This window comes from Gordonia sp. PS3, from assembly GCF_041950545.1.
In the GTDB taxonomy this organism is placed as follows: domain Bacteria; phylum Actinomycetota; class Actinomycetes; order Mycobacteriales; family Mycobacteriaceae; genus Gordonia; species Gordonia sihwensis.
The window spans coordinates 90,799-117,621 of sequence record NZ_CP169524.1 but is presented as its reverse complement, the minus strand read 5'-3'; the positions used below and the strand labels follow the sequence as shown (position 1 = coordinate 117,621).

Here is a 26,823-nt window from a genome sequence, read left to right as displayed (position 1 = left end):
TTCCTTGTTGAGAGAGTTGCCTTCGAACACAGCGATCCGGAGACCGAGCGTCCGGGGAAAAGTGGGGCTGTCAGCGATCTGCAGCCATAAGCGAGCTTGAAGCAGACTCCAGGGACTCGACCAGGTCCAACTCCAGCTCTGGCAGCCGGCTAGCCGCCAAAGACATCCCGGCCGCGCGCGCTCGCACATCAACGTCGCGCCGGATACCGGCACGTGCAGTCTCGGTCCATGCCTGCGCACAACGGCTGGCGGAGACGGCGAGTTGAGCGGTGGCGAAGTCGCCGGTCAGGCGTGCGACATCCGCGCAGCCATCGGCGAGCAATCGGCGGAACAGCCCGCCGCCGGTACCTGCCTTCTCGATAAAAGCGCTCAGGCTGAACAGGAGGATCTCGAGGTCGTCTATCGGAAGATCGGCCCAGGTCCGAACGTCGGCCGCCAGCTGTACGACCGCAGCTAGGCCCTCGGCCCCGGCCGCCGCTGTCGTGAGATCGACGATCCCGGGCTGCGACGGGCGGCGCATACTGGCCGCGGACTGGCGAAATGCCTCTGCCGCTACTTCCGCCACGTCTGGCAGCGCGTCCGGCCAGATGATGCGGTAGGTGCAGTGGCGCGTCGGTTCCGGGAAAGACTTCGAGGACCGCGCCCGAGCCAGCGCATCGAGCGGGACCTCCTGCACCTCGGCGCGGTCATTGTCCACGACAAAAGCGATCCCCTCGGCCTCGTCGTGACCGATCACGACGATATCGTGGCGACTCATCCGCAACTGGACCCGCAGGTACGGCAACTCACCGATGTCGCCCCACACCAGACTGGGTCTGCCTGCTTCGATCTCGTCGAGAACCCATGACCATCCCTCGCGAGGATCGTCGGTCGTGAGAACGTGGACCTGTCCGCCGAGTCGGCGGGGTAGATCGACTTCGAAGTCGGCACCTCGTCCCACCAGGTACAGCGGTGGGACGAGGTCGCTCGACCGGAGGTAGGATAGCCCCACCGCGCCACCGAGCGCGAACACCAGACCTTCGTCGGGCGGTCCATCCCACCCCAGACCATGCCAGTGCAGAAGATCGCGCATCGCGCCAGAGCCGCAATGCCCCGCCATCCGATGCGGGTAGTCCTTGATCAGGGTTCTGCGGGGCATAGGAGTTCCTCTTCGGTGGATCGGCGCACGACGGGGTTCGAAGACTGGATCAGTTGCTCCGGATTCTGTCCAGGTAGGCCTGGCGTATCCTCATGTCGACGTCGTCGAGGAACACCGAGTCCGTGCCCAGGGCCGATCCGAGCCAGGTAGCCAACCGACCGGGGACGAACTTCATCGCGGCGACCATGCCGCCGGCGAGGCGGGTGACACGCACGAAAGAACGCGGATTCTCGATCAGATCGGCTGTCGCTCGAGCGATCTCCTCGGGCTCGGCGTTGCGCAGTCCCTTGGCCCCAGCCGTCCCAGCGACGAGCTCGGTGTTGGTGAACGTAGGCCGGACCGTGGACAGCTGGACCCCGGACTTGCGGTATTCCTGTCGTGCTGCCTCAGTGAACCCGATGACCGCGAACTTGGTGCCGCAATAGGTCGCCAGACCGGGTACGGCGAGCTCACCGGCCAGTGATGCGGTGTTGATGATGTGCCCGGCACGCCGCGGCAGCATCCGTTGGAGGGCGAGTTTGGTCCCGAAGATGACTCCCAGGACGTTGATCTCGACCTGCCGCCGGGTCACCGCGTCGGCTTCCTCGTGGGCGTGCCCGGTGGGCATGATGCCCGCGTTGTTGATCAGCACGTCGAGGGGGCCGAGGCCCCCCTCGACCAGGTCGAGAAATTCGCGGAACGAGTCGGGATCGGTGACATCGAGGCGGGTGACGACCTTCACCCCGAGCTCGACGGCGGCCTCTTTGGCACGTGCCTCGTCGACGTCGCCGATGGCGACGCGGTGGCCTCGTCGGATCAGCTCCTTCGCGGTCTGGTAGCCGATGCCGCGGGCTCCGCCGGTGATCGCCACAGTCTTGGCGGCAGTGTGGGGGATGTGCGTCGTCACTTGCTGTTCTCCTTGTTCAGGCCGAGGCGTTGCCACAGGCCGCGGCCGGCTGCCGCGCGCAATACTCTTTCGGCGATGGCCGCACGCCGGGAGGTGTACGGGTACCACGTGAGTTCTCGTGCCGGGACAGGAATCCGCGGCTCGGTCACCGCCTGGACCCGGCAGTACTTGTGCAGCCCGTAGGCACCGCCGAGCCGCGCACCGATACCCGATGCCTTCCATCCACTGTGCGGCAGTGTGGTGGCGAAGAGGTTGCTGAAGACGTCGTTGATGTTGACCGCACCCGCGTCCAGGCGTTTCGCAATGCGCTGTGCCCGAGCGTGGTCGCGGGTCCACACCGTCGCAGACAGGCCGTACGCCGAGTCGTTGGCCAGACGGATGGCCTCGTCTTCATCCGCGACCAGCATCACCGGGATCGTGGGGCCGAAGGTCTCCTCGGTCATGCAAGCCATCGTGTGGTCGACACCGACCAGGACGGTCGGAGCGTAGTAGTTCCCGACCGCACTCCGGGTTCCGCCGGCCAGGACCCGCGCACCCGCCGCCACCGCCTGGCTGACGTGGCGATCGGCGATCTCGACCTGCCTCGCAGTGACCATCGCACCCACGTCGTCACCTGTCGCCGCACCCTGGGCCAGGGAGCGCACCCTCTGCGTCAGCCGGGCCACGAACTCGTCGTAGATCTCAGCTACCACGTATACCCGCTCGACGGAGATGCAGACCTGCCCTGCGTTGAACAGACCGCCCCACGCGATCCCCTCCACCGCACGAGCAAGGTCGGCGTCCTCCAGCACTATCGCCGGATCCTTACCGCCCAGCTCCAGGCTCACCGGCTTCAGGTGCTCGGCGCAGCGGATCGCGACCGCACGCCCGGTGGCTGTCGAGCCGGTGAACTGCACGAAGTCAGCGGCGTCCACCACCGACGCACCCGCTTCGCCGGCACCCACAACATGGGCCAAGACCGGAGGGGCGCCGATCTCGTGCCAGCCCTCGACGACCCGCGCACACGTCAGTGGCGTCTCCTCCGAGGACTTCGCCAGGACCGCGCATCCGGCAGCCAACGCGGGCGCTGCATCCATGAGGAAGAGGGTGATCGGGAAGTTCCAGGGCGTGATGAGCCCGACAACCGGATATGGGTGGTAGGTCTTGGACAGCCGCTTCGGCAGACTCAACAGACTCGAGGACCTGACCTGCTCGCCAGCGAGAAACCTCTCGGCGTTGTCAGCGTAGTAGGTGATGAATTCGCACGACGCGGTCGTCTCCACGAGGGCATCTGGGCGCACCTTGCCCGTTTCGGCTTGCAGCAGATCGGTGAGCTCGTCGGTGTGAGCCAGGATCCAGTCCCGCCAGCGATGCAACCATCTGGCGCGTTGCCGCGGGCCAGCCTCGACCCACCCGACCTGGGCGCAGCGGAGGTCAGCCGCGACACCGTTCACGGTCTCGCGATCATCCACAGGGACGGTTGCGATCAGCCGGCCATCGGCTGGGTTGCACACGTCCAAGGCGTCCGCTGCGGTCGCCGTGCTCATCGGTCCTCCAGGGGTGAGTGGAACCCACCGGAGATCCCGTCGGGCTGGGTGCGGCTGGTGGGTGTGTCGGTGAAAGCGTCAGCGATCACGTCAGCGCGCTTGAACATCAACGGTCCATAGGTATGCCGAAGCTCGGTCAGGATCGCGTTCAAAGGCAGATCGTCGAAGATGCCGCGCTCGCGGACGTACTCCATATGCTGGGCTCCGTCGGCGGTGAAGGCGTGCAGGAGTGCGTCGCGATCACCGTCGAAATCCACCGGCGGCACACCGAAACGCGCACACAACTCGGTGTTGAACGCAGGCGTCGCCTTCAACCACCGGCCGTCGATGTAGAGACGGCTGTAGCCGTGATAGACGAACAGGTCTGTGCCGCCCATGAGCGCTCGCAGCGCTTCGGTCTGCAGGTGATTGCGGACGTCAGCGAAACCCAGCAGCGCCGGAATCCCTGCCGCTCGGCACACCGCGGTCAAGAGCACCGCCTTCGGGACGCAATAGGCGCGCCCGGACTCGAGGACGAAGCTGGCTCGATAGTGGGCGGGATTGTCCGACACCGTGTAGGGGTCGTACCAGATCTGGTCACGGACGGCGGTGAAGAGGCGATTGGCCTTGTCCCGGTCGGTGCTCGCATCCCCAACCGCGGCGGCGGTGAATGCCCGGACGGACTCGTGCTCGATGTCGAGGAAGTCGGTCGCCCCCAAGAACGCCACCGGTGCCGGATTCATCTGCGCTCCAGGGTGATCGGCAACCCGTCGACAGGAATGGGGAGCGAGGTGTTGTCCCATCTCACTTCATACTGGTCGGGGACCGACCAGGTGTAAGTGCGCAGCATGTGGTGCAGGATCGCCTTGACCTCGAGGGTGCCGAAGTGCAGACCAATGCACTTGTGCACTCCTCCGCCGAAGGGGATCCACCCGAAACGGTGATTCTGGTCCTCATGGCGCGGCTCGCTGAAACGGTCGGGGTCGAAGGTGTCGGGCTCGGTCCAGCACGACTCGTCGAAGTGGTTCACCGCAGGAGCCACGGCCACCAGGGTGTCCGCCGGGATGTGGCGTCCGGCAATCTCCACGTTCTCGATCGTCTTGCGCATCACGATCGGCACGGGCGCCACGAGGCGCAGCGTCTCCTTGATCACCAGGTCGAGAGTCGCCATCGAGTCCAGGTCGTCGATGTCGGGGCGGCGTTCACCGAGTCGGTCGGACTCGGCCCGAGCCCGTTCCTGCCAGGCTGGGTGCTTGGCGAGGAAGTAGGCGGCAGCGGTGGTGGTGATGGTCGAGGTATCGTGGGCCGCCATCATCAAGAAGATCATGTGGTTGACGACGTCCTCATCAGTGAACGCCTCACCGTCGGCCGTGCGCGCATGGCACAGCCCCGCAAAGAGGTCGTCTCCCTGGGCACTTCGAGCCGTCGGCAGATGCCGGGTGAAGTAGTCCTCCAGGAGCGTGCGCCCATGGACTCCGGCGCGCCACCGAGTCCCCGGCAGCGGGAAACGGATGATCGAGCTGGCTGCGCGCACGGTGGCCACGAAGGCGTCGTTGATGGCGTCAGTGTCCTCGCTCCCTCCCCGACCTGCCATGAAGACCTCCGTTGCGACGTCGAGAGTCAGGGCCTTCAACAGTGGGTAGATGCGCGTGGACCGGCCCGCTGTCCACCTGCGGATGCTGGTCTCCAGCGTCGGGCCGAGCTGGTCGACGTAGCCGGCGAGCCGGTCGCGGGTGAACGCCTCCTGCATGATCCGCCGATGCATCCTGTGCTCGTCGAAGCTCATCAGCATCAGGCCCCGGTGAAAGAAAGCATCGATGAGATAGGTCCACCCGTCCTGGGAGAACGACTTCGCCTTGGTCGTCAGCGCCTCCTGTGTGGCATCCGCGCCCGCCACCATCACGATTCTCGTGCCGAAGGCGCCCATCCACCAGACCGGTCCGAAGCGTTGGTACCTGGCCCGGGTGAAGTTGGAGCCGAACCTGATGTAGTCCAGGGTGTGACCGAGCAGAGGCATGCCCGCGGTCCCTCGGACGGGCTCGAGCCCCGACCCCGCCGGGGGCGGGGCGAGCTCACGAACAGGCCACTGGTCGCTGACCCCTAGCAGGGTCGCGTCGGCCCGACTCGGCAATGGTGCCAGGAATACCGACGAGAGCCGCTCACGACCCTTCGCCAGCGGGAGCTGGATGATGTTCGTCACTGACGTTCCTTTCCGAAATGTGGGCCCGTACTCGCTGTTGTCGTACCATCGCCGCCAAGGGACCGATCACCTCAGACAGAGCCTGCGAGCACCAGTTCGGTCCGGCCAATGGGGAGTCGCTGCGTGATGACCCGCTTGCTGAACATGAAGTGACGGGGCCGGTTGATGCAGTCGGCGGCGATGAGCTCGCCCGCACGCAGGTAGAAGCAGGTGAAGTCGCGGTCCCGGGTCGGGTCGCCGCTGAGGACGACTTCGTCGTACCCGGTGTTGAGACCGGCGATCTGGAGCTTGAGATCGTATTGATCCGACCAGAACCATGGAAGCGCCGCGATCATCTTGGACTTGCCGCAGACGGTCGCGGCCGCCACCTTGGCCTGCTCACCCGCACTCGGCACGGACTCCAGGCGTATGCGACGGCCGTAACGGGCCATGTCATGGCTGGCGCAGTCCCCAGCCGCCACGATGTCGGGGTCGCTGGTCCGGGTCTGGTCGTCGATCACGACGCCGTTGTCGACGACCAGACCCGCGGCGGCGGCGAGCTCGGTGTTCGGCTCAACGCCGATACCGACAATGACGAGGTCGGTGGGAATTGATTCGCCACTGGACAGGAACACCTCGCGGACCCTGCCGTCACCTGATAGAGCTTCGACCAGCGCGCCCGTCCGGATGTTCACGCCCTCCTCCCGGTGGATCCGGTCGAAGAACGCCGATACAGCGGGGGCGGTGACCCGTTCGAGGACGCGCTCGGTCGCCTCGAGTACAGTGACCTCCAGACCGAGCGCACGCAATGAGGCGGCCGTCTCCAGTCCGATGTAGCCGCCGCCGATGATCACAGCCCGACACCCGGGGCTGGTGGCCTCTCGGATCATCTCGACGTCCGCAGCGGTGCGTAGGTAGTAGACGCCGACCAGGTCGGCCCCCGGGATGGAAAGCCGTCGAGGGCGGGCCCCAGTGCACAGCGCGAGCTTGTCGTAGGGCAGCGCGTCGCCGGTGCTCAACACGAGATGACCAGCCGAGCGGTCGATCGCCTCCACCTTCGCATTCAGGAGTTGGATCCCCTGCTCGGTGTAGAATTTGGCGCTGCGGATCGCGAGTTCGTCGAGCGTGCTCTTCCCCGCCAGGTAACCCTTCGACAGCGGCGGGCGTTGATAGGGCAGCGCCGACTCCTCGCCGATGAGGACGATCTCACCGGTCCACCCTTCCTGGCGCAGACTGGCCGCGAGTTGGGCCCCGGCATGGCCGGCCCCGACGATGAGGGCCCGCTGCGAGGTCATGCGCTGGATTTCGGGGTGAGGCGGACCATCATCTTGCTGATGCCCCTCACGAAATTGGACTGCACGTACTCTGGCTCGCCGACGACCTCGATATTGTCGAAACGGGGAAGCAACTCCTCCCACAGGATCCGCAGCTGGAGCTCGGCCAGCCGGTTGCCCATACAACGATGGACGCCGAAGCCGAAGGAGATGTGGTTGCGGGCGTTGGCCCGGTCGATGATGAACTCATCGGGCCGTTCGAACACGCGCTCGTCGCGGTTGCCCGAGGCGTACCACATCACTACTTTGTCGCCCTTGCGGATGAACTGCCCGTTCAGAATGGTGTCGGCCTTGGCGACCCGGCGCATATAAGCCAGCGGGGTTTGCCACCGGATGATCTCCGAGCCCATGTTGGGGATCAGGTCGGGGTTTGCCTTCAGCTTCTCGAACTGATCGGGGAAGCGGTTCAGCGCAAGAACACCGCCGCTCATCGAGTTGCGGGTCGTGTCGTTGCCTCCGACGATCAGCAGCACGAGGTTGCCCAAGAATTCCATCGGGCGGTCGATCAGGTCCTTGGTGTTCTCGTTGCTCTGCAACATGGTGATCAGATCGAAGCCGGGTTCCTCCCCGGCAGCCATCCGCGCTGCCTTGTCGTGCCAGAGAGCGCTGAGACCTCGCGCCATGTCGCGCATGCCGGGGAACACCTCGTCGTTGTCCGAGGGCCCGCCGTTGGCTTGCTCCAGCGACGTCGCGAGATCTGACCAGTAGACGAGCTTGCGACGCTGCTCGTACGGGAAGTCCAGAAGGGTGGCAAGCATCCGAGCGGTCAACTCGATCGAGACGTTCTGCACCCAGTCGAACGGCTGATCCACGGGCAGGTCGTCCAGCACCTCCTGCACACGCGATCGAATCAGCCCCTCCATCTCACGCAGGTTCTTCGGCGCAACAACGCCTTGGACAGCGGCCCGCTGCGCGTCGTGGCGTGGCGGATCCATCGCGATGAACATCGCGATATCAAGGAAACGAGGCGGGGCCCCGATGACAATGAACGGCTCGGCGGAGAAGAGCTCGTGGTTCTTGTCCACGGCCACGATGTCGGCATGCCGCGTGACAGACCAGAACGGACCGAACGCACTGTTGGGCTGGTAGTGGACCGGCGCCTCGTTGCGCAAGCGCTCGAAGTAGGACTGCCAGCGCCCCTGGCGATAGAGAAAAGGGTTGCTGAGGTCGATGTCGGCGAGCTCGACGTCCTCGACCGGCGGGATAGGACTCTCGACGAAGAGCTTCTCTCCGTTCGTCCCGGTCACCCATCGCCGGGTCTTGTCATACAGATGCGCGCCCTGGATCTGCAGATCCATCGGGATGGTCGACTGAACCTTGGCGGTGATTGCTTCAGGAATCTTCATCAGGTCTTAACCGTTTCTCGCCGTCACATCTGGAATTCGGGTAGTTCGACGATCAAGCCGTCCCACGCCGCCGACGCCGCCATCTGGCAGGACAGCCGGGAGGTCGGCTGGCGCTCGGGGTTCATCGCGAGCATCTCCTCCTCCTCGGGACCCGAGAGGCCGACCTGCTCGGACCATTGCGGATCGACGATCACATGACAGGTACCGCACGCGGCTTCGCCTCCGCAGTCTGAAGCGCCCTGGGTTCCGTTCCGAGTCTCAGCAAGGAGAATCGGAGTATGCCCAAGAAGTTCAGTCCAGAGCTGCGTGAGCGTGCCGTGCGCATGGTCTACGACCGCCAAGCCCGCGAGGGCGGCCCTCGCGCAGCATCGATCCGTGCCGTCGCGCCGCAGCTCGGTGTCGGCACAGAGACGCTGCGGATCTGGTGCAATCGCTACGGCGCCACCGAGCCGGTCGGACCGGGAGAGCCGCTCGAGGAGGAGAATCGCCGTCTCCGGCGGGAGCTCGCCGAGGCGCGACGTGCGAACGAGATCCTGAAGGCCGCCTCAGCGTTTTTCGCAGCGGAACTCGACCGCCCCACGACGAAATGATCGCGTTCGTCGACATGCATCGCGAGAAGTTCGGGGTCGAGGCCATCTGCCGCATCCTCAGTGCGACAGAATGTGGGTTCATCACCTCCCGCGGATACCGCGCTGCCAAGAACAGGCCGGCCTCCGCTCGCAGCGTTCGGGACGAGATGCTGGCGGAGGAGGTGCAGCGGATTCATCAGGCGAACTACAGCGTCTATGGGGTCCGGAAGATGTGGCACGCAATGCGCCACGCAGGATGGAACGTCGGTCGCGACCAGGTCGCGAGGCTGATGAAGATCGCCGGCCTGCAGGGCGTTCGCCGAGGTCGAAAGCCCGTCACCACCTGCTCCGCAGACGGAGATGACCAGCGCCCGGACCTCGTTGAACGGCGGTTCGTCGCGGATCGACCGCAGCAGCTTTGGGTCGCCGACATCACCTACGTCCGGATGCTCTCCGGGTTCTGCTACGTCGCATTCGTTACCGATGTCTTCAGTCGCAGAATTGTCGGCTGGGCGGTCGCGCCCACGCTCCACACGGAGTCTCTGCCATTGCTCGCACTGGAGCATGCACTGCAGTCCACCGGGGTGAGCAGGAACGAAAGCGGATTGATCCACCATTCCGACAGGGGTAGTCAATACGTTTCGCTCGCCTATTCGGACGCTCTGCTCGCCGCGGGAGTTACGGCTTCAGTAGGTACCGTCGGCGATAGCTACGATAACGCGCTGGCCGAGACAGTGAACGGCCTATACAAGGCGGAGTTGATCTACTCCAAGCGGATCTGGGAGTCAGTCAGCGAGGTTGAGCTCGCCACGATGGGCTGGGTCCACTGGTGGAACACCTCCCGGCTCCACGAAGCTCTCGGCTACCGCACCCCGGCGAACGTCGGAGCGACCTACACTCACACCACGACGACCGCGCCCGCGACCGTGTAACCACGGAACGAAACCCAGGGCGCTTCAGTCGCCGTCGATGCCGGGCACCGCGTTGTTGGTCGCGACCTGCATCAGCGACTGCCCTTCCTCGATGGGCGCCTCGTGCTTCTGGCCATCGTGGGAGACAAAGGTGACAACTGCCATAGCCAACTCCTGGATACGTCGTCTTCAATGTGAACTTGGTCAAAGTGTTGTCGAAGACGAGCGCGGCGGCTATGTTCGGCAGAGTCAGAAACTTGTGAATTCGGCTCAAAGGGGACCAGGGTGAACCTCAACGAGGAGGGTGTGCCTCCACTCATGTTCGCGCAATTGCTCGAGAGCCAAGCACTCGACTCAGACGCTGTCGCGCGGCTTCGCAACATCATGGCTCGCGAAGGAATCGACGAGACGACGTTGATCCAGCGGAACATCCAGGCCCCGATACGGTGGTTTCGCGAGGTGTACCCCGCACTCGATGTCGACCAGGCAACTACGCTCGGCTTCGCGTTCGCCGAGCAGGCTCAGTTGACGTCCTTTGGCCCGTTGAGCTTTCCTCTGGTCAGTGCAGGTTCGGTAGCCGAGATCGTCGAGCTGCTCACCTATCTGCCTTTGATCTCGACGGCCCTCAGCCCACAGTTCCACCCAAGAGACGAGGGGCTTACTGTGGGGCTCAGCGCACATACAGGCGATCCGGCCCTGAACTGCCTGGTCGTCGCGTACAGCGGGTCGGCGCTCCTGCGCCTGCTTGACATGCTCGCTGGCGATGTGCCGACCGTCACCCTCCATCTGAGCTGGTCGGCGCCGAACTTTCTGGCCAATCATGAGGACGCCCTAGCTGGGCGCCTGTACTTCGACGCTCCGACGTCATTCCTTCGTGTCCCCGCGGATACCCTCAACGAGGTATGTAGGTTCTCCGATCCCGTCGCCTATCGCCTCGCCATCGTTGATCTGCAGCAAACCCTCGAACAGCGAAGCAGAACCACGTCTTTCTCGGAGAAGGTGCGACGGCTCCTGGAGGAGGATCCCGGCAAACGAAGTAACGACTGGGTCGCACACGAGCTCTCGATATCCCGTAGCACACTCAAGCGGCGCCTGTCCGAGGAGGGGACCACCTTTCGCGAGTTGCGCGAATCATTCCTGCGTGATCGTGCGATGCTGCGGCTGCTCGACCGATCGATGTCGGTGAGTGAGATCGCTGCGGATCTCGGATACAGCGACCTCGCCAACTTCTCTCACGCCTTCAAGCGGTGGACTGGTCGCTCTCCACGCGAATTTCGGCACGAATAACCTACCCGTCCCGCCGCTGGTATAAAAAAGGCTGCGCGAAGTGGTGGACTTCGGATCAGCCTCGAACATGCACAGTGATCAGCGAGTCATATTGAGAATACTAGCTTGCCCGACCGCGGCGCCCAACTATCGGCTGTCCGCCAGATGTCGGCGCATGTTCGGCCCGTCCAGGGCGATGATCTCGGCGCCGGCGACGATCCGGTTGAGGATCGATTCGGCGATGACCGCGTCCTGGAGCGACTTGTACCAGTCCGGCGGATCGAACTGCGAGGTCACCAGAGTCGAACCTCGACCTTCACGAGCGGCCAGGATGTTGAGCAACTCGGCCGCGGTGTGCGCAGCCACCGGCGTCGTCAGGAAGTCATCCAGGACCAGCAGGTCACAGTTGTGCAGATCCGTCAGGAAATCCAACCGCCGCTGCGAGGTCGGTTCCAACACGGCGAGCCGGTTGGCCAGATCGTCGAGCCGGAAGAACCTCGCGCTGTAGTACTTTCGGCACGCGGCATTGAGCAGTGCCAGAGCCACATAGGTCTTGCCCACGCTGGACTGACCGAGCACGACAAGATTGCGGGTCGACTCGATCCATTGACAGCTGGAAAGCCGTGCGATTAGCTCCCGATTGAGGTTGCGGTCAGCCAGATAACGGATCTCTTCTACGCAGGCATCAGGGTTTGGCGTTCTGGAGGCCTTGAGTAGTTTCTGGGTCCGACGTTCCTGTCTGGCCGTGATCTCCTTATCCAGCGCGTGGAAGATCTTCTGGGAGAAGGTCCACTCGTCGCAGGCGGGATCGTTGGCCAGCTCGATGACGGTCTGCCCGAACGCGGTCATACGCAGCTGCGTGAACAACGGCATGTCCGCGTCGGTGAGGTGACGATCGATCACTTGGCCCCTCCCTCATCCGTCAAGTCGGCTCCGGTGGCTCCGGTCAAGGCAGAAAGGCTGAACTGCTCGGGCCCGGCCAGATGCGCCCCGGTGGTGTCGCGCTGTCCCGCCGGTGGCGCTACCGACGCAGCAGTCGCTGGTTCCGCCGCGGTGGTCGGTCGTGCGGCGGCCTGGGCCCGCAGCGCCGCCAGGCGTTGCTTGACCGCGGTGTAGGAGATCGCCCGTCGGGTCTGTTCGGAGACAAGTTGCCCGCAAGCCCGCTCGAGGAGTTGTTTGTCGCTCTTCCCCAGGGCGAGGATGTTCTGGCACGAGCGGTAGCCCTGGGCCTCTGTCAACGGCCAGTTTGATGTCCCCGCTGGTGGCCAGGTAAAAGTCCCCACCCTGTGCGGGATGTTCTAGGTGGGTGGTACCTCCGTTCGGTGTGTCATGCGGTAGGAATCGCCGTCGGTGATGACGATGGTGGCGTGGTGTAGGAGCCGGTCGAGGATGCTGGCGGCGGTGGTGTGTTCGGGCAGGAATCGTCCCCATTGTTCGAAGGGCCAGTGACTGGCGATCGCGAGGGAGCGGCGTTCGTAGGCGCCGGCGACGAGCCGGAACAGCAGTTGGGTGCCGGTGTCGTCGAGCGGGGCGAATCCGATCTCGTCGAGGATGAGCAGGTCTTGGCGTAGCAGGGTGTCGATGGTTTTGCCGACGGTGTTGTCAGCCAGTCCGCGATACAGGGTCTCCACGAGGTCGGCGGCGGTGAAGTACCGCACTTTGTGCCCGGCGTGCACTGCGGCGATCCCCAGCCTGAAGCGCCCTGGGTTTCGTTCCGTGGTTACACGGTCGCGGGCGCGGTCGTCGTGGTGTGAGTGTAGGTCGCTTCGACGTTCGCCGGGGTGCGGTAGCCGAGAGCTTCGTGGAGCCGGGAGGTGTTCCACCAGTGGACCCAGCCCATCGTGGCGAGCTCAACCTCGCTGACTGACTCCCAGATCCGCTTGGAGTAGATCAACTCCGCCTTGTATAGGCCGTTCACTGTCTCGGCCAGCGCGTTATCGTAGCTATCGCCGACGGTACCTACTGAAGCCGTAACTCCCGCGGCGAGCAGAGCGTCCGAATAGGCGAGCGAAACGTATTGACTACCCCTGTCGGAATGGTGGATCAATCCGCTTTCGTTCCTGCTCACCCCGGTGGACTGCAGTGCATGCTCCAGTGCGAGCAATGGCAGAGACTCCGTGTGGAGCGTGGGCGCGACCGCCCAGCCGACAATTCTGCGACTGAAGACATCGGTAACGAATGCGACGTAGCAGAACCCGGAGAGCATCCGGACGTAGGTGATGTCGGCGACCCAAAGCTGCTGCGGTCGATCCGCGACGAACCGCCGTTCAACGAGGTCCGGGCGCTGGTCATCTCCGTCTGCGGAGCAGGTGGTGACGGGCTTTCGACCTCGGCGAACGCCCTGCAGGCCGGCGATCTTCATCAGCCTCGCGACCTGGTCGCGACCGACGTTCCATCCTGCGTGGCGCATTGCGTGCCACATCTTCCGGACCCCATAGACGCTGTAGTTCGCCTGATGAATCCGCTGCACCTCCTCCGCCAGCATCTCGTCCCGAACGCTGCGAGCGGAGGCCGGCCTGTTCTTGGCAGCGCGGTATCCGCGGGAGGTGATGAACCCACATTCTGTCGCACTGAGGATGCGGCAGATGGCCTCGACCCCGAACTTCTCGCGATGCATGTCGACGAACGCGATCATTTCGTCGTGGGGCGGTCGAGTTCCGCTGCGAAAAACGCTGAGGCGGCCTTCAGGATCTCGTTCGCACGTCGCGCCTCGGCGAGCTCCCGCCGGAGACGGCGATTCTCCTCCTCGAGCGGCTCTCCCGGTCCGACCGGCTCGGTGGCGCCGTAGCGATTGCACCAGATCCGCAGCGTCTCTGTGCCGACACCGAGCTGCGGCGCGACGGCACGGATCGATGCTGCGCGAGGGCCGCCCTCGCGGGCTTGGCGGTCGTAGACCATGCGCACGGCACGCTCACGCAGCTCTGGACTGAACTTCTTGGGCATACTCCGATTCTCCTTGCTGAGACTCGGAACGGAACCCAGGGCGCTTCACGTTGACGGCTCGCCATTTCACTTGTGCGGCTTCGATGAGCTTGTAGGCCATCGCCAGTCCCGCGGCTCGGGAGCCGGGTCCCTTGGTCACCTTGGTCCGTAACCGCACGGTGGCGAAGGTCAACTCGATCGGGTTGGTCGTGCGCAGGTGGGTCCAGTGCTCGGCCGGGTAGTGGTAGAACTCCAGCAGCACATCAGCGTCGTCGACGATCTTGGCGACCGCTTTGGGATACTTCGCCCCGTAGGTCTTCTCGAAGGCGGCGATGGCCTTACGGGCGTAGCCGATGTCCTCGGCGTTGTAGATCTCCTGCATCGCTTTGATCGCATTCGGATGGGCCGACTTGGGCAGTGCGGCAAGCACATTGCCCTGTTTATGAAACCAGCACCGCTGCTCTCGGGTGTCCGGGAACACCTCGCGCAGCGCAGCCCAGAACCCCAGCGCCCCGTCCCCGACGGCCAGGTTCGGGGCCGCCATGCCGCGGCGTCGGCACGACCGCAATAGATCGGCCCATGATTCGGTGGATTCGCGGTACCCATCGGCCAGGGCGACGAGCTCTTTACGGCCGTCGGCACGCACGCCGATCATCACCAGCAGACACAGCTTCTCCTGCTCGAGCCGGACTTTGAGGTGGATGCCGTCGACCCAGAGGTAGACATAATCGCTGGTGATGTCGCGGTCGTCGAAGGCGGCCGCTTCCTTCTGCCACTGGCTGGCCAGTCGAGTGATCGTGGCCGCCGATAACCCCGCACCCGAGCCAAGAAACTGCTCCAGCGCCGGCCCAAAATCTCCCGACGACAACCCGTGCAGGTACAGCAGCGGCAACACCGCGCTGACCTCGGGGCTTTTACGTGCCCAGGCCGGGATGATCCCCGACGAGAACCGTTGGCGTTCACCAGTTTCAGGGTCGACCCGTTTGTCGTTGACCCTTGGTGCCCGCACCGGAACCGCACCGGCGGCGGTCATCACCTCCCGCGGGTTGTGGTAGCCGTTACGCACCACCAGCCGGCGCCCATCCTCATCGTGAATCGCCCCGGCGTGTCCGGAGACTCTGTTCGTTGGGAAGGATGGAGTCATGTCAGGAAGTGGGACGAAGAGGTACCCGGCCGAGATGCGTGAGCGGGCGATCCGGATGGTCGCTGAGATTCGGGCTGAGGATGACTCGGAGTGGGCAGCGATGGGCAAGGTCGCTGAGCTACTCGGGATAGGTACGCCAGAAACGGTCCGCAAGTGGTGTCGTCGGGCCGAGGTCGATGCTGGCCAGCGGCCGGGAACAACGACTGAGGAATCGGCCGAACTCAAGCGACTCAGACGCGAGAACACTGAATTGAAGCGGGCTAACGGGACTGCTGCACGTATAGGTGACATCTGATCTGGCTTGCCCGAGGGTGGGCCTGGAAGGATGACTATCGTGCCTAAGCCTTATCCGCAGGAGTTCCGCGACGATGTGGTCCGGGTAGCCCGAGACCGTGAACCTGGCGTGACACTCGCGCAGGTCGCGAAAGACTTCGGGATCCATGAGATGACCCTGGCCAAGTGGATGCGCCGCGTCGCCATCGACGACGGACACAAGCCTGGAACAACGTCGACCGAATCTGCCGAACTGAGAGAGCTTCGGAAGCGGAATCGGTTGTTGGAGCAGGAGAACGAGGTCCTGCGACGGGCTGCGGCATATCTGTCGCAGGCGAACCTTCCGGGAAAAGGCTCTACCCGCTCGTGAAAGAGCTCGCCGCCGACGGAATCCCCGTCACGGTGACGTGCCGGGTACTCAAGCTCTCCAGACAGCCCTACTACCGGTGGCTCAGGGACGCGGTCACCGCGGCAGACTGGGTCGAAGCGGAGCGGGCGAACGCCCTGTTCGACGCGCATCGTGATGACCCGGAATTCGGGTACCGCTTCCTCGCCGATGAAGCCGAAGCTGCTGGTCAGCCGATGAGCGGGCGGACGGCATGGCGGATCTGCTCGGCCAACCAGTGGTGGTCGAGCTTCGGCAAGAAACGTGGGAAGAACGGTAAGAAGCCGGGCCCGCCTGTGCACGACGACCTGGTCGAACGCGACTTCACCGCCGACACACCGGACCAAGTGTGGCTCACTGATATCACCGAGCATTGGACCGACGAGGGCAAGCTCTACCTCTGCGCGATCAAAGACGCCTGCTCGGGGCGGATCGTCGGCTACAGCATCGACTCCAGGATGAAGTCCCGTCTCGCCGTGACCGCTCTGGACAACGCTGTTGCCCGCCGAGAGGACGATGTTTCGGGTTGTATTGTCCATTCGGACAGGGGCTCTCAATTCCGGTCGCGGAAGTTCGTGTCCGCGCTCAACCGACACGGCCTGGTTGGGTCCATGGGCAGAGTCGGTGCCGCCGGCGACAACGCAGCGATGGAATCGTTCTTCGCGCTCCTCCAGAAGGACGTCCTGGACCGGCACCGCTGGAGCACCCGCGAGCAGTTGCGGATCGCGATCGTCACCTGGATCGAACGGACCTACCACCGACGCCGTCGTCAGGCCCGCCTCGGCCGGTTGACCCCGATCGAATACGAGACGATCATCAACACAGCCGCCTCAGCGGCATGACACCGAAACTGTCACCTGGTCGTGCAGCAGTCCCCCGGCTTTATGTTTGCTTTGCGGGGTGGGGTCGGTGGCGGCGTTGGGTGGGAGGGGTCGTTGGCTTTTGGGGCCACCAGCTTGCGTTGCCGAGGAGTGTGGCGATGGCTGGTACCACGATGGTGCGGACGATGAAGGTGTCGATGAGAAGGCCTACGCCGATGATGAGTCCGACTTGGGTCATGATGCCGATGGAACCGGCGATGAGGCCGAACATGCTGGCGGCGAAGATGAGGCCTGCTGAGGTGATAACTGAGCCGGTGTTGGTGACGGTGCGGAGCACTCCGACTCGGACGTTGTGATGTGATTCTTCGCGCAATCGTGAGACCAGCAGCATGTTGTAGTCGGCGCCGACGGCTACCAGGACGATGAACGCTAATAGGGGCACAGGCCAAGCGATGTCGGTGTGGAGTATGTGCTGAAAGATCAGGACGCCTATGCCCAATGCTGCGGTGTAGTTGAGTACGACGGTGCCGAGTAGGTAGATGGGTGCGACCAGTGAGCGCAGCAGGATGATCAGGATGATGCCGACGATGGCCAGGGTGGCCAGGGCCAGGAGGCGGAAGTCGTTGGTGAGCAGTCGTTGCAGGTCGGCGTTGATAGCGGGGAAGCCGGCGACGGAGACGGTGGAGTCGGTCAGGGTGGTGTTGGGTTTTGCGTCGTTGGCGACGGTGGCGATGGTGCTGGCCAGGCGCATGGCGTCCGCGCTGTAGGGGTCGAAGCTTGTCTGGACGGCGTAGCGCACGGTGTGTCCGTCCGGGGAGATGAATTGGCGCGCAACGTCGGCGAATTGCTGGTCAGCGAAAGCATCTTTGGGTAAGTAGAAGCCGGTGGCCGAGTCCGAGCCGCGGGTTTCGCGCGCGGTGGTCTGTAGTTGGGCGGCGAGCGTGGCCATGCCGGCGAGTTGTTGAAGGTTGCTGTCGACGAGTGCAGATACGCCTTCGGCGAGTGTTCGCGAGCCGGCGGCGAGTTGGGAGACCCCGGTCTGCAGTTGGGCGAGTTTGGTTGGCAGGTCTTGGGCCCCGATGGTTCCCAGCGTGGTCTCGAGGGTGGCGACGGTGGCGTTGAGTTGGTTGGTGACCGCGGTGAGGGGGGTGTCCATCTGCGCGAGCTGGGTGGACAGTGTCGTGATCTGGGTGAAGAACCCGCTGTCGCGGAGTGCGGCGAGATCGCGGGCTTGTTGGCGCAGGGTGCTGCATTGGGGTAGTTGAGTGCACAGCGCTGAGTTATCCAGTAACGGGAGCACTGAGGTGATTGTGGCTATGGCGGCTGATGACTGTTCGGCCAGGGCTGCTAGCTGAGGGGCGTTCTGCGCGGCTTGGTCGAGTTGGGGTGCGGCGGCGGTCAGTGTTTGTAGAAGTGGTTGGTATTGACCTATTTCGGCCCCGATGGTGGTGACTTGGTTAAGAATGCCAGCCAGTGGGGTGAGATTGGTGCGGATCTGTATGTCGAGTTGTTCGAGGCCGTCGGCGAGTTGGTCTGCACCAGAACGCAATTGTTCGAGGTCACCTTTGCGGGCTTGGCCCTCACCCACTGAGCCGGCCACCCGATCGCCGATCTGCCCGTTCTGCCAGGAGAGTTGGGCTTGTTCGAGTTTGGCTCCGGTCGGGCGAGTGACACCGACCACACGGGTGACGCCGGGGATCTGCGCAATCCGAGCTGCCATCTGATCAAGGTCGGCAAGTCCGTTGGTTGTTCTCAGATCGGTGGGCGAATCCACGACGACAAATTCCGCGATGGTGATGTCTTGCGGGAAGTGCCGGTTGAGCAGTGCGTAACCTTCGTTGCTGTCGGTGGTTGTGGGTTGACCGTCTCGGTCGTCGTAGGTGATCTGAATGCCCAGCGCGGTGACGCTCAGGATCGTCAATCCGACGAGGCTGACGGCCAGCAACGGCGCCGGGCGGCGTACGACGAGGACCGCGATGCGGTTCCAGTAGCGCCGCGTGAGGTCTTTGCGCGGGGCACCCCACCCCCATCGCGCAGCCCACAGCAGCACTGGCGGCAACAACGTGACGGTGGCGAGGAATCCGATGAGGATCGCCACTGCGCAGGCGGGGCCGAGGGTGGCGAAGACGCTGAGCTGCCCGAAGACCATGGCTAAGAACGCGAGAGCAACAGTGCTTGCCGACGCAAGGATCACCCGTCCGATGGTGGCGGTGGCATCGATGAGAGCGTCGGACGCGGCGGCGCCTTGGCGCAGCCTTTCGTGGTATCTGCTGATCACAAAGACCGAATAGTCCACACCGGCGCCGAGCAAGATGACGGTCATGAACGCAACGGTGAATTGCGAGACTGGCATGCCCAGTTCGCCTAACGCAGACATGACTCCGCGGGCTACGGCGAGACTGATACCGATGACCAGAAGCGGTAGCAACGCAGTGAACACCGACCGATAGACGATCAGCAAGATTATGGCGATCAGCACGACGGTGGCGATGGTGATGACCACCAGATCCTTTTCAGCGGTGACGATTTGGTCGCTGAAGGTCGCTGTTGGTCCGGTCACGTGGACTGTCGTGCTGGTGCCGGTAAAGACCTCTGCTGCGGTCTCGCGGATCGATTCCACAGCGTGGGCCGCCGTCGGCCCGCCGAGGCTGCCGCTGACCCCGACGGGCAAGTACCAGGCTTTGCCGTCTTCGCTGAGCGCTTGTCGGGCAGTGATCGGGTCGGCGAGCAGGTCGCGTACGGCCTGCACATCATCGCGGTCGGCGCGGAGCCGGACCACGAGGTCGTCATAGCGTTGGCGGGCGGGCTCGGTGAGTCCGGCCGGATCTTCCATTGCCACGAACACCGTGGTCTTCGCGCCCTTTTCGTCGAACGCCTCGCCCATGCGATCGAGCGCCTGAAACGACGGCACGCCCTTAGGAATTGGGTCCACCGATTGCTGGCGCACAACTGTTTCCAACTGGGGAAACAGCACAGCCAACACCACGGCAACAGCCACCCAGACGCCCGCTACCAGCGCTTTGTGCGACAAGACGAAGCGTCCCACCTGCCCCAGCGACCGGCTGTACTCACCGCGACCGGTCGATCGCCGAAGCTTCACCACTGCTCACGCATCCATCGCTGCGTTGGCATCGCACACCCTTCGACAAATGAATCAATCGGTATCACTACGCTACAGCATGTAGCGAAAGGAATGTATTGTTCGGCGACGCGGGACTATCGGATCAGCGGCGGTGGGCGGCGAGAAAGTCGTCGACAAGCTGTTCGCAGTCCGCGCCACTCATCGAGCGAAGGCCGGACAGCCGCGCGAAGACCAGCGGGCCCACGAGCTGGGTGATGGCCACGCCGGGATCGAACTCGTCGAGTTCCTTCTGGGCGGCGGCGCTCTGCAACACCTGATCGAACGGTTCCCGGTACTGCGCGATGACACGAGCGCGCAGCGGCGCGAGGGTGTTCTGCTGCTCCCCGGGCTCCTCCGGCACCATCGCCAGCCACGCCAAGGCGGTCAATTGCAGTGGCGCCTGCTCGATCAACGCAGCCTGAGCACGGACCAACCGCACCAAACTGTCGCGGATTGGTCCGTGCGCGTCAGGGACGTCGGCGTGGGGCAACAATCGTTCGAACGCCGCAGCCAACAAATCGGTGGTGCCGTCGAAATGCCGGTAAAACGTCGTTCGAGCCACCCGCGACATCCGGGAGACCGCCCCGACCGTGACTGCATCAACCCCGCCGGTCTTCAACAGGGCAGATGCCGCATCAACCAACCGGTTGCGTGAACGAACCAAACGCGGGTCTTTGTCATCCATCACGTCCTTGGACCGAGGACCCGCGCCGCGCCTGGCCGCCATCACCGCACCCACACTCCCATCCCCGAGACTGCTCTCGGGCGCCTGGCGATCTTGGTTCGCACGAAGTGCTACTGATAATAGCGAAAGTCGAGGAGTGTCCGCCGGGCTAGTCGTGCAATTCACCTGTTCGACACCCCGACCCGGCAGGAAGGTCGGCGCCACGGTGCCCGCCTCCGGGGTACCTTCGGCGAAGGGTTGGTAGATCAATTCGGGGCTTGGCGGCAGGGCTGGGGTGGGTACTGCTGAAGGGTGAATCGCCCCGGGTCTGGTGGAGGCTCTGAATCCACGGGAGGATGAGGAGCATGGCAGCACCGAGGAAGTACCCCGACGAGCTTCGGGAGAGAGTCACGAGGATGGCTGTTCAGTCACGGCGCGATCCATCGACGAGGTCGGGCACGTTCCGCCGTGTGGGCGAGCAACTGGGGATCAATCCCGAGACTTTGAGGAACTGGGTTGTGCAGGCCGAGGTCGACGAGGGGCACCGTCCCGGGACCACGACCAGCGAGTCCCAGCGCCTGGTCGAGCTGGAGAAGGAAGTGCGTGAGCTGCGCAGGGCGAACTCGATCCTGAGGTCGGCCTCGGCTTTTTTCGCGGCGGAGCTCGACCGCCCACAGCGTTGATCGTGGAATACATCGACCAGTACAAGCATGAGTTCGGCGTCGAGCCGATCTGTCGGACGCTGACCGCAGCGGGCACGCAGATCGCGCCGAGCACGTACTACGCGTTCAAGACCCGACCACCCTCGAAGCGAGCACTGCGCGACGAGGAACTGCTGATCGAGATCCACCGCGTCCACTCGGCGAACTTTGGCGTCTACGGGGCGAAGAAGGTCCACGCCCAACTGCGTCGCGAGGGCGTCGTCGTCGCGCGCTGCACGGTCGAGCGGCTCATGCGCGTTGCGGGGTTACGAGGGATTAGCCGAGCCAAGGGCCCGCGCACCACGATCTCCGGTCGCGGCCCGGATAGTCGGCCTGACCTGGTCGATCGCGACTTCACTGCAACCGCTCCGAACCAGTTGTGGGTCGCGGACATCACCTACTGCCGCACCTTCGTCGGCTGGGTGTATGCCGCGTTCGTCATCGACGTGTTCTCTCGCCGCGTGGTCGGCTGGCAGCTCTCGAAGTCGCTACGGACCGACCTTGCGCTGGACGCGTTGGAGATGGGCATCTGGACCCGCGATCGCGCAGGCCAGTCGGTCACCGGGCTCACGCACCACAGCGACAAGGGCGTTCAATACGTCGCCATCCGCTACACCGAGCGTCTTGCCGAGGCTGGCGCGGCCGCCTCGGTCGGTTCCACCGGCGACTCATACGACAATGCCCTGGCCGAGGCCTTCAACTCGCTGTTCAAGGCCGAGCTGGTCCGCAACCGCGGGCCCTGGAAGAATATCGACGACCTCGAGATCGCGACCGCGGAATACATCGACTGGTTCAATCACCGGCGATTGCACGGCGAGATCGGCATGATCCCGCCCATCGAGCTCGAGGACACCTATCATCACAACCACCCCGCACCGGTACCCGCCGACGCGGCACTTGCGAGCCTCTGACAAACCCGGGGCGATTCAGTCTTGATCGACCCGCTTGGGTTCGACACCGGAATCCATCTCTGACTCCGCACACCGGAGCACAACGGCCAAGACCTCTGCGACAGCGGGGCCGCTCTGCGCGCTGGCGGGCGGCGAGACGCCCGCCGGGGCGAACGGCAACGTCATCATGCGAATGGCCTCAAGCGTTCCCAGAGGGTCGTAGCCAGCGAACCCCTCGACGAACTGCGTCGCCGCATCATCGATGCGCCGCTCAACCTCCGCTGCAGGGTCGGTCGCTTTCGAGACGTCTGAAAGCAACCCAGCAGTATCGAAGGCGCGCTCCAGCACTACCTGAACGTGTTGGTCGGCGTGCCCGGCTTTAGTAGCGTCCTGGCGGCGCTTCTTGTTCCGCCGTTTTCGGGAGGACTTGGATGCCATCAAAACGGCGCCTTCCCTTTTGCCCACTGCTTGGACCAATCGCCTCGGATGCCGGTGGCGTTGAAGTCACCGAGGTCGGTGGTGGCGAATGGGTTGTCGAGGTAGCGGACCTCGTCGTGCTGGGCGCCACGCGGGTCGACGCGGACGAGAGCGAGGCGGTAACGCGGGGCGGCGTTCTTACCAACCATCACCTCGTTGTGGGTGACGAAGAAGTCGGTCGCTCCTTCGATACGCGCTTTGACCTCGATGCGGTAGGTGTCGCCTTTGGCGTCTGTGGAGAGGATGTCGAAACCGGGATTGTTGAAGGCCTGCTCGACGGGCTTGCGTCCGAGTTCACGTTCACGGGCCATCACCAAGTCGACACCGCGGCGTTCGACCTCTTTGGTCTCCTTCGCGTGGATGGGCGCGGTCGCGGGTAGGTCGGTCTCCAGTATCCCGACGGGGAGCACCAGTGCTGCGGTGACGATGCGTGGTGGCTTGGTCGACATAAGCTGCTGGTGGTCAAGCAGTGCGAGCCTCTTGCGTAGACGGGCGTCGAGTTCGACGGCTTTACGATTCAGGCTCTCCGATGATTCTTTCGGTTTCTCACCGGCGCGTTCCTTTTCCGCCGCGACGGCGGCATCGAGGATGAGGCGGTCGCGTTCACCTTCGAGCCGCTTGATGACCAGGTCACGTGCCTTACTCAACTCCGCGAGGCGCCTCGGCTGAACGTCGTCGAGGTAGTCGGGGAGTTGGTTGGCGATAATCCAGCTCGTGGTTTTGTCTTCAGCACCTGCCAGCCACGGGAGGGTGCGGGCTGTATCGGTGACAGCGTTCTCGGGTGCCGCCACGCAGTCCAGGTAGGGCGCGGGGCCGGCAGGCGTCACGGTGCCGAAGCTGTCGACGTATGCGTAGCCGAAGCGGCGTGCGACGGACTCTCCGGTCGCGTCGGCGACCTCTTCGATCACGCCGACGAGCAGGTGTGTCTCCTCCAGCGTCGAGGAAACCAAGATCGTGCCTCGGTTGAGGGAACCACCGAACTGTCGCACGGACTCGTCCATGACCGCGTCGTGCAGCGGATGATCCGGGGCGAGAAGGTCGGCGCGGCTGAGTTCGTCGGCGTGGACCTTGCCAAGATCGAACGTGACTCGGTCGTACTTGGTTGCGATCGGCCCTGTGCCTGCGGCGCGTATTTGCTGGGGCACGTTCGCGATCTCGTAGCGACCCTGTTCGCGCCTCACGATGCGGCCGCCGAGGCGGGCGAAGGCGGCCTTGAATGCCATCTCGATGTAGTGCGGTTGAAGGCGGCGGGCGCGTGCTTCGTCCATTGCCGCGCGCAGTGCATGCAGGTCGGCCTCGGCCAGGTTCTCCGACGCCAATGCCCGTTCGTCGAGGAGATCCTTGAGTCCATCCCCGACCGACGCGTCGATGACCTCATGCATTTTAGCCTTGACGTCGGGGCGCTCGCCGTGCTGGATGGCATCGAGCAGGAGGTTGCGCAGCGGGGTCTCGGTGAACGCCTCGCCGAGGACGTCGAAGACTTTGCCACCGTATGTCTGACGCATCTGGTCGAGCTTCTCCAGCAGGCGGGTGAAGACTTCACCCTCGCGGGTGTTGGAGGCTACGAGGTTCCAGAGTCGGCAGACCTCTTCTTGGCCGATGCGGTGGATGCGGCCGAAGCGTTGCTCGATGCGGTTGGGGTTCCACGGCAGGTCGTAGTTGACCATCAGGTGCGCGGCCTGAAGGTTAAGCCCCTCTCCAGCGGCGTCGGTTGCGATGAGGATTTGGACGTCGCGGTTCTTGGTGAACTCCTCGGTGATCACGCGCCGCTCACCTCTGCGGACGCCACCGTGGATCGCCTTGACCGAGTCGGGCTTGCCGAGCAAAGAGCCGATCTTGGACTGGAGATAGTCAAGGGTGTCGCGGTGCTCGGTGAAGATGATGAACTTCCGTGGCCAACCGTTCGAATCGGTGACCAGCGCATTGTCCTGGAGGATCGTGGAGAGTTCGGTCCACTTGCGGTCGGTGCCAGCCTCGCGGACCTTCTTGGCGGTCGCAATCAGATCGGCGAGTTCGACAAGTTCTGCGTTGAGCTCCTCGACGGTCTGGGCGGCGGTGGCCGCGTCCATCACGTCTTCCTCAAGCTGCTCCAGTTCTTCGGCGTTGTATTCATCTTCGTCGAAGTCGCCCGAGCCGATGACGTCGTCGGGTTCCTTGTAGGTGCCGTTGAGGATCTCGGTCTTCTTGCGCTCCAGCCGTTCGGTGCGGCGGACGAGGCTCTTGTAGATCGCCTCAGGGCTGGAGGCGAGTCTGCGCTGAAGGACAGTCAGGGCGAATCCGACAGTGTTCTTACGCTTGCCGCCAAGCCTGTCGGCACGGTTCATGCCCTCGCGGACGTAGCGAGTGACGTCCTCGTAGAGGCCCTTCTCCCGCTCGGTCAACTCGTAGGGCACAGTTTCGGCGATGCGTTCAGGGAAGAGCTTCTTACCTTCGAACGTCAGCAGGTCTTCCTTGACCATGCGCCGCATGATTCCGGTGACGTCGACAGACTTCTTCTGCTTGCCCTCGAACCGATCGCGGTCGAGCAAAGTGAGGAAGAGCTGAAAGTCCTCTTCCTTGCCCGAGTGTGGAGTCGCGGTCATCAGCAGGAGGTGGCGGGTAATTTGGCCGAGCAGCTCCCCCAGCAGGAAGCGTTTGGTCTTCTCCAGCTTCCCGCCGAAGTAGTGCGCTCCCATTCTGTGTGCCTCGTCGACGATGATCAGATCCCACTCCGTCTCCTTCAGTTGGGCCTGGAGTGCCTCGTTGCGGGAGAGCTGATCCATGCGTGCGATCACGAGTGGGTTCGTTTCGAAGACGTTGAGGTTGATGTTGGCATCGATGAGCTGGTTGGTCAGCAGGTCGAACCGCAGCCCAAACTTGAAGAACAGTTCGTCCTGCCACTGCTCGACCAGTCCACCGGGAGCGATGATCAGGCACTGCTTGACGTCGTCGCGGAGCAGCAGCTCCTTGATGTAGAGGCCGGCCATGATCGTCTTGCCGGCACCGGGGTCGTCGGCGAGAAGGAACCGAAGCGGGGTCCGCGGTAGGAGTTCGCCGTACACCGCGCGAATCTGGTGCGGCAGCGGCTGCACGTCGCTCGTGGCGACGGCCAGCATTGGATCGAAAAGGCCGGCCAGCGAGATACGTTGGGCCTCGGCGACGAGCTTGAAGTCGCTGGCGGTGGCGTCAAACGCGCGGCTACCGCTGGTGGCGACGCTGAGGTTGTCCTGGTCCTTGCGGAACACAACCTGTTGGCCAAGTCCACCTGAGCCGTTCTGGTAAGTGAGTGCGAGTGCGTCCGTGCCATGCCATTGAGCAGCGATGACAGTGATCACCTCTGCGGGAATGAGACCCTCGACTCGCAGACCGGGCTTCAACTCTTCAAGCTGCACGCGTGGACCTCCTCATTGCCAGCCCTCGAACGCTACCCGCCGATACTGACAGGTTCGCCATCGCCAGGAATTCAACGAGACCAAGCCGAGTGGCATTGCCAGGCCTTCGAACGCTTGCTGAGAAGCTGTCGAAGACTTCGCTGAGGTGCCGCCCGACGCCCGTCACCTCGAGTTCCCATCGGCGAGTTCGCGCAATGCTCGCCCCAACTCCTCCGGAAGCGTGTCACGAAACACCCGATAAGCCGCCTTCGATTGTCGGGTCACCGGCGGCGGCCACGCCGGGCTGGTGTCCAACCCCCCCTGAGCAACCTCGCACCACATCCATGTCACCGCGTACGGGAGTGCGGCCGCGCGCCTCCTCGGACTCGCCGACCGCGCCCAATCGGTGAACCACGTGTCGGGCGTACTCGCGAGCTCGATGACTCGTCGCTCGAGCGCCCGAAAATCCCGTCGACGCGATAGTTCCCTCGCTGCCGCGCTGGCGGCTGCCGCGATCTCTGAAGGACTCGCGGCCAGTCGCGTGCTCGCCGCTCGCGATGTCCGTCTGCCAATGTCCGGGTCGAGTTCGATACTCGCTGCAGCAGTGGACCACGTCGACCCTGGCCGTTGTGCGCGCGCAATACACAGGGAGGCGTACAGCCGCCCCGTGCTTTCCTGCGTTGTCAGCATCCCAGCGAAATGACGACGGTAGGTGTGCTCATCGAGGAGTTGAGGGATCGCAGACAGCGGCAGATCGATCAACGCGTCGTGATGATCGATCTGCAGGCCGACATGGCGGCGGGCTGAAAGCACCTGGACCACCAGCCAGCTCAACACCGGACTCTTTGCCGCGCGATTGACGATCCATCCTCTCGGGCCGCCCGGGACGTCCGGGATCAGATCGAACCACTCGGCCAACCGTGCGACGGCGTCCGCACTCT

General features: G+C 64.0%; 18 protein-coding genes, 4 pseudogenes and 3 other annotated features. Of the genes and pseudogenes, 5 read left to right on the top strand and 17 right to left on the bottom strand.

From position 1 onward, the window contains the following. Positions 1–70 precede the first annotated feature (70 nt). From ACE11G_RS00515 to ACE11G_RS00480, 8 genes are all read right to left on the bottom strand, one after another. Positions 71–1,138, bottom strand: coding sequence for a BtrH N-terminal domain-containing protein (locus ACE11G_RS00515; protein WP_003937320.1), 1,068 nt, complete (start codon positions 1,136–1,138; stop codon positions 71–73). Positions 1,139–1,187: 49 nt separating this feature from the next. Then, positions 1,188–2,024, bottom strand: coding sequence for an SDR family oxidoreductase (locus ACE11G_RS00510; protein WP_003937319.1), 837 nt, complete (start codon positions 2,022–2,024; stop codon positions 1,188–1,190). Continuing rightward, positions 2,021–3,550: an aldehyde dehydrogenase family protein gene (locus tag ACE11G_RS00505; protein WP_003937318.1), complete on the bottom strand. Its 1,530-nt coding sequence runs from the start codon at positions 3,548–3,550 to the stop codon at positions 2,021–2,023. The genes ACE11G_RS00510 and ACE11G_RS00505 overlap by 4 nt, the downstream gene beginning before the upstream one ends. Next, the gene (locus ACE11G_RS00500) at positions 3,547–4,272 is read right to left on the bottom strand and encodes a transglutaminase family protein (protein ID WP_003937317.1); all 726 of its coding nucleotides are present in this window, start codon (positions 4,270–4,272) and stop codon (positions 3,547–3,549) included. The genes ACE11G_RS00505 and ACE11G_RS00500 overlap by 4 nt, the downstream gene beginning before the upstream one ends. Then, on the bottom strand, positions 4,269–5,729 hold the full coding sequence (locus ACE11G_RS00495; protein WP_003937316.1) for a cytochrome P450: 1,461 nt from the start codon (positions 5,727–5,729) through the stop codon (positions 4,269–4,271). The genes ACE11G_RS00500 and ACE11G_RS00495 overlap by 4 nt, the downstream gene beginning before the upstream one ends. 71 nt (positions 5,730–5,800) lie before the next feature. After that, on the bottom strand, positions 5,801–7,003 hold the full coding sequence (locus ACE11G_RS00490) for an NAD(P)/FAD-dependent oxidoreductase (protein ID WP_003937315.1): 1,203 nt from the start codon (positions 7,001–7,003) through the stop codon (positions 5,801–5,803). Continuing rightward, a complete protein-coding gene (locus ACE11G_RS00485; protein WP_003937314.1) occupies positions 7,000–8,388 on the bottom strand; it encodes a cytochrome P450 in 1,389 nt (462 codons plus the stop codon). The genes ACE11G_RS00490 and ACE11G_RS00485 overlap by 4 nt, the downstream gene beginning before the upstream one ends. Before the next feature lie 23 nt (positions 8,389–8,411). Further along, a complete protein-coding gene (locus ACE11G_RS00480; RefSeq protein WP_375003317.1) occupies positions 8,412–8,729 on the bottom strand; it encodes a 2Fe-2S iron-sulfur cluster-binding protein in 318 nt (105 codons plus the stop codon). On the opposite strand from ACE11G_RS00480, the gene ACE11G_RS00475 reads away from it, so the two are divergent. Then, positions 8,667–9,889 (top strand): IS3 family transposase gene (locus ACE11G_RS00475; RefSeq protein WP_233500136.1). Its coding sequence is split into 2 segments (ribosomal slippage): positions 8,667–8,946 and positions 8,946–9,889, totalling 1,224 coding nucleotides; the frame shifts between segments, so codons are not numbered across the junction. The two genes, ACE11G_RS00480 and ACE11G_RS00475, sit on opposite strands and share 63 nt — an antisense overlap. Then, positions 8,936–9,069: a sequence feature (AL1L pseudoknot), on the top strand. (Overlaps the previous gene by 134 nt.) A 27-nt stretch (positions 9,890–9,916) precedes the next feature. On the opposite strand, the pseudogene ACE11G_RS00470 reads toward ACE11G_RS00475, so the two are convergent. Continuing rightward, a pseudogene (locus ACE11G_RS00470) lies at positions 9,917–10,033 on the bottom strand (2Fe-2S ferredoxin); the annotation flags it as partial. A gap of 120 nt (positions 10,034–10,153) precedes the next feature. On the opposite strand from ACE11G_RS00470, the gene ACE11G_RS00465 reads away from it, so the two are divergent. After that, positions 10,154–11,155: an AraC family transcriptional regulator gene (locus tag ACE11G_RS00465; protein ID WP_008382041.1), complete on the top strand. Its 1,002-nt coding sequence runs from the start codon at positions 10,154–10,156 to the stop codon at positions 11,153–11,155. Between the two features lie 126 nt (positions 11,156–11,281). Here the strand turns inward: ACE11G_RS00465 and ACE11G_RS00460 are convergent, their stop codons facing one another. The 4 genes and pseudogenes from ACE11G_RS00460 to ACE11G_RS00445 all read right to left on the bottom strand — a co-directional run. Next, positions 11,282–12,037, bottom strand: a complete 756-nt coding sequence (locus tag ACE11G_RS00460) for an ATP-binding protein (RefSeq protein WP_003937311.1) — start codon at positions 12,035–12,037, stop codon at positions 11,282–11,284. A 395-nt stretch (positions 12,038–12,432) separates the two neighbouring features. Next, positions 12,433–12,822 (bottom strand): annotated as a pseudogene (locus tag ACE11G_RS00455) (ATP-binding protein); the annotation flags it as partial. A gap of 32 nt (positions 12,823–12,854) precedes the next feature. After that, a protein-coding gene (locus ACE11G_RS00450) for an IS3 family transposase (protein ID WP_085948520.1) occupies positions 12,855–14,077 on the bottom strand; the annotation gives its coding sequence in 2 pieces (ribosomal slippage) (positions 12,855–13,798 and positions 13,798–14,077; 1,224 coding nt in all). Further along, positions 13,675–13,808, bottom strand: a sequence feature (AL1L pseudoknot). It overlaps the preceding gene by 134 nt. 49 nt (positions 14,078–14,126) lie before the next feature. Beyond that, positions 14,127–15,200 (bottom strand): annotated as a pseudogene (locus ACE11G_RS00445) (IS256 family transposase); the annotation flags it as partial. On the opposite strand from ACE11G_RS00445, the pseudogene ACE11G_RS00440 reads away from it, so the two are divergent. Both ACE11G_RS00440 and ACE11G_RS00435 read left to right on the top strand, forming a co-directional pair. After that, positions 15,199–15,465, top strand: a pseudogene (locus ACE11G_RS00440) (transposase); the annotation flags it as partial. The pseudogenes ACE11G_RS00445 and ACE11G_RS00440 overlap by 2 nt on opposite strands. 69 nt (positions 15,466–15,534) lie before the next feature. Continuing rightward, positions 15,535–16,700, top strand: a protein-coding gene (locus ACE11G_RS00435) for an IS3 family transposase (RefSeq protein WP_371308121.1) whose coding sequence is annotated in 2 segments (ribosomal slippage) — positions 15,535–15,819 and positions 15,822–16,700 — 1,164 coding nt in all. Because the reading frame shifts where the segments join, the coding sequence is not laid out codon by codon here. Positions 16,701–16,740: 40 nt separating this feature from the next. On the opposite strand, the gene ACE11G_RS00430 is transcribed toward ACE11G_RS00435, so the two are convergent. Then, a complete protein-coding gene (locus tag ACE11G_RS00430; protein ID WP_006896682.1) occupies positions 16,741–19,782 on the bottom strand; it encodes an RND family transporter in 3,042 nt (1,013 codons plus the stop codon). A 121-nt stretch (positions 19,783–19,903) separates the two neighbouring features. Further along, positions 19,904–20,485, bottom strand: a complete 582-nt coding sequence (locus ACE11G_RS00425; protein WP_020173037.1) for a TetR/AcrR family transcriptional regulator — start codon at positions 20,483–20,485, stop codon at positions 19,904–19,906. 344 nt (positions 20,486–20,829) lie between these two features. On the opposite strand from ACE11G_RS00425, the gene ACE11G_RS00420 reads away from it, so the two are divergent. Beyond that, positions 20,830–22,076, top strand: a protein-coding gene (locus tag ACE11G_RS00420) for an IS3 family transposase (RefSeq protein WP_223291304.1) whose coding sequence is annotated in 2 segments (ribosomal slippage) — positions 20,830–21,115 and positions 21,115–22,076 — 1,248 coding nt in all. Because the reading frame shifts where the segments join, the coding sequence is not laid out codon by codon here. After that, positions 21,108–21,236 (top strand) — a sequence feature (AL1L pseudoknot). Its footprint overlaps the gene before it by 129 nt. 15 nt (positions 22,077–22,091) lie before the next feature. On the opposite strand, the gene ACE11G_RS00415 is transcribed toward ACE11G_RS00420, so the two are convergent. After that, a complete protein-coding gene (locus tag ACE11G_RS00415; protein ID WP_006896686.1) occupies positions 22,092–22,493 on the bottom strand; it encodes a hypothetical protein in 402 nt (133 codons plus the stop codon). Then, positions 22,493–25,903 (bottom strand): helicase-related protein, encoded by a 3,411-nt coding sequence (locus ACE11G_RS00410; RefSeq protein ID WP_006896687.1) that lies wholly within the window; start codon positions 25,901–25,903, stop codon positions 22,493–22,495. The genes ACE11G_RS00415 and ACE11G_RS00410 overlap by 1 nt, the downstream gene beginning before the upstream one ends. Between the last annotated feature and the right edge of the window lie 920 nt (positions 25,904–26,823).

What these genes read in the sequence shown, in the direction of transcription:
- ACE11G_RS00415 (WP_006896686.1), bottom strand. Translation starts at nt 22,493, where the DNA reads ATGGCATCCAAGTCCTCCCGAAAACGGCGGAACAAGAAGCGCCGCCAG.
- ACE11G_RS00485 (WP_003937314.1), bottom strand. Translation starts at nt 8,388, where the DNA reads ATGAAGATTCCTGAAGCAATCACCGCCAAGGTTCAGTCGACCATCCCG.
- ACE11G_RS00515 (WP_003937320.1), bottom strand. Translation starts at nt 1,138, where the DNA reads ATGCCCCGCAGAACCCTGATCAAGGACTACCCGCATCGGATGGCGGGG.
- ACE11G_RS00505 (WP_003937318.1), bottom strand. Translation starts at nt 3,550, where the DNA reads ATGAGCACGGCGACCGCAGCGGACGCCTTGGACGTGTGCAACCCAGCC.
- ACE11G_RS00425 (WP_020173037.1), bottom strand. Translation starts at nt 20,485, where the DNA reads ATGGATGACAAAGACCCGCGTTTGGTTCGTTCACGCAACCGGTTGGTT.
- ACE11G_RS00500 (WP_003937317.1), bottom strand. Translation starts at nt 4,272, where the DNA reads ATGAATCCGGCACCGGTGGCGTTCTTGGGGGCGACCGACTTCCTCGAC.
- ACE11G_RS00490 (WP_003937315.1), bottom strand. Translation starts at nt 7,003, where the DNA reads ATGACCTCGCAGCGGGCCCTCATCGTCGGGGCCGGCCATGCCGGGGCC.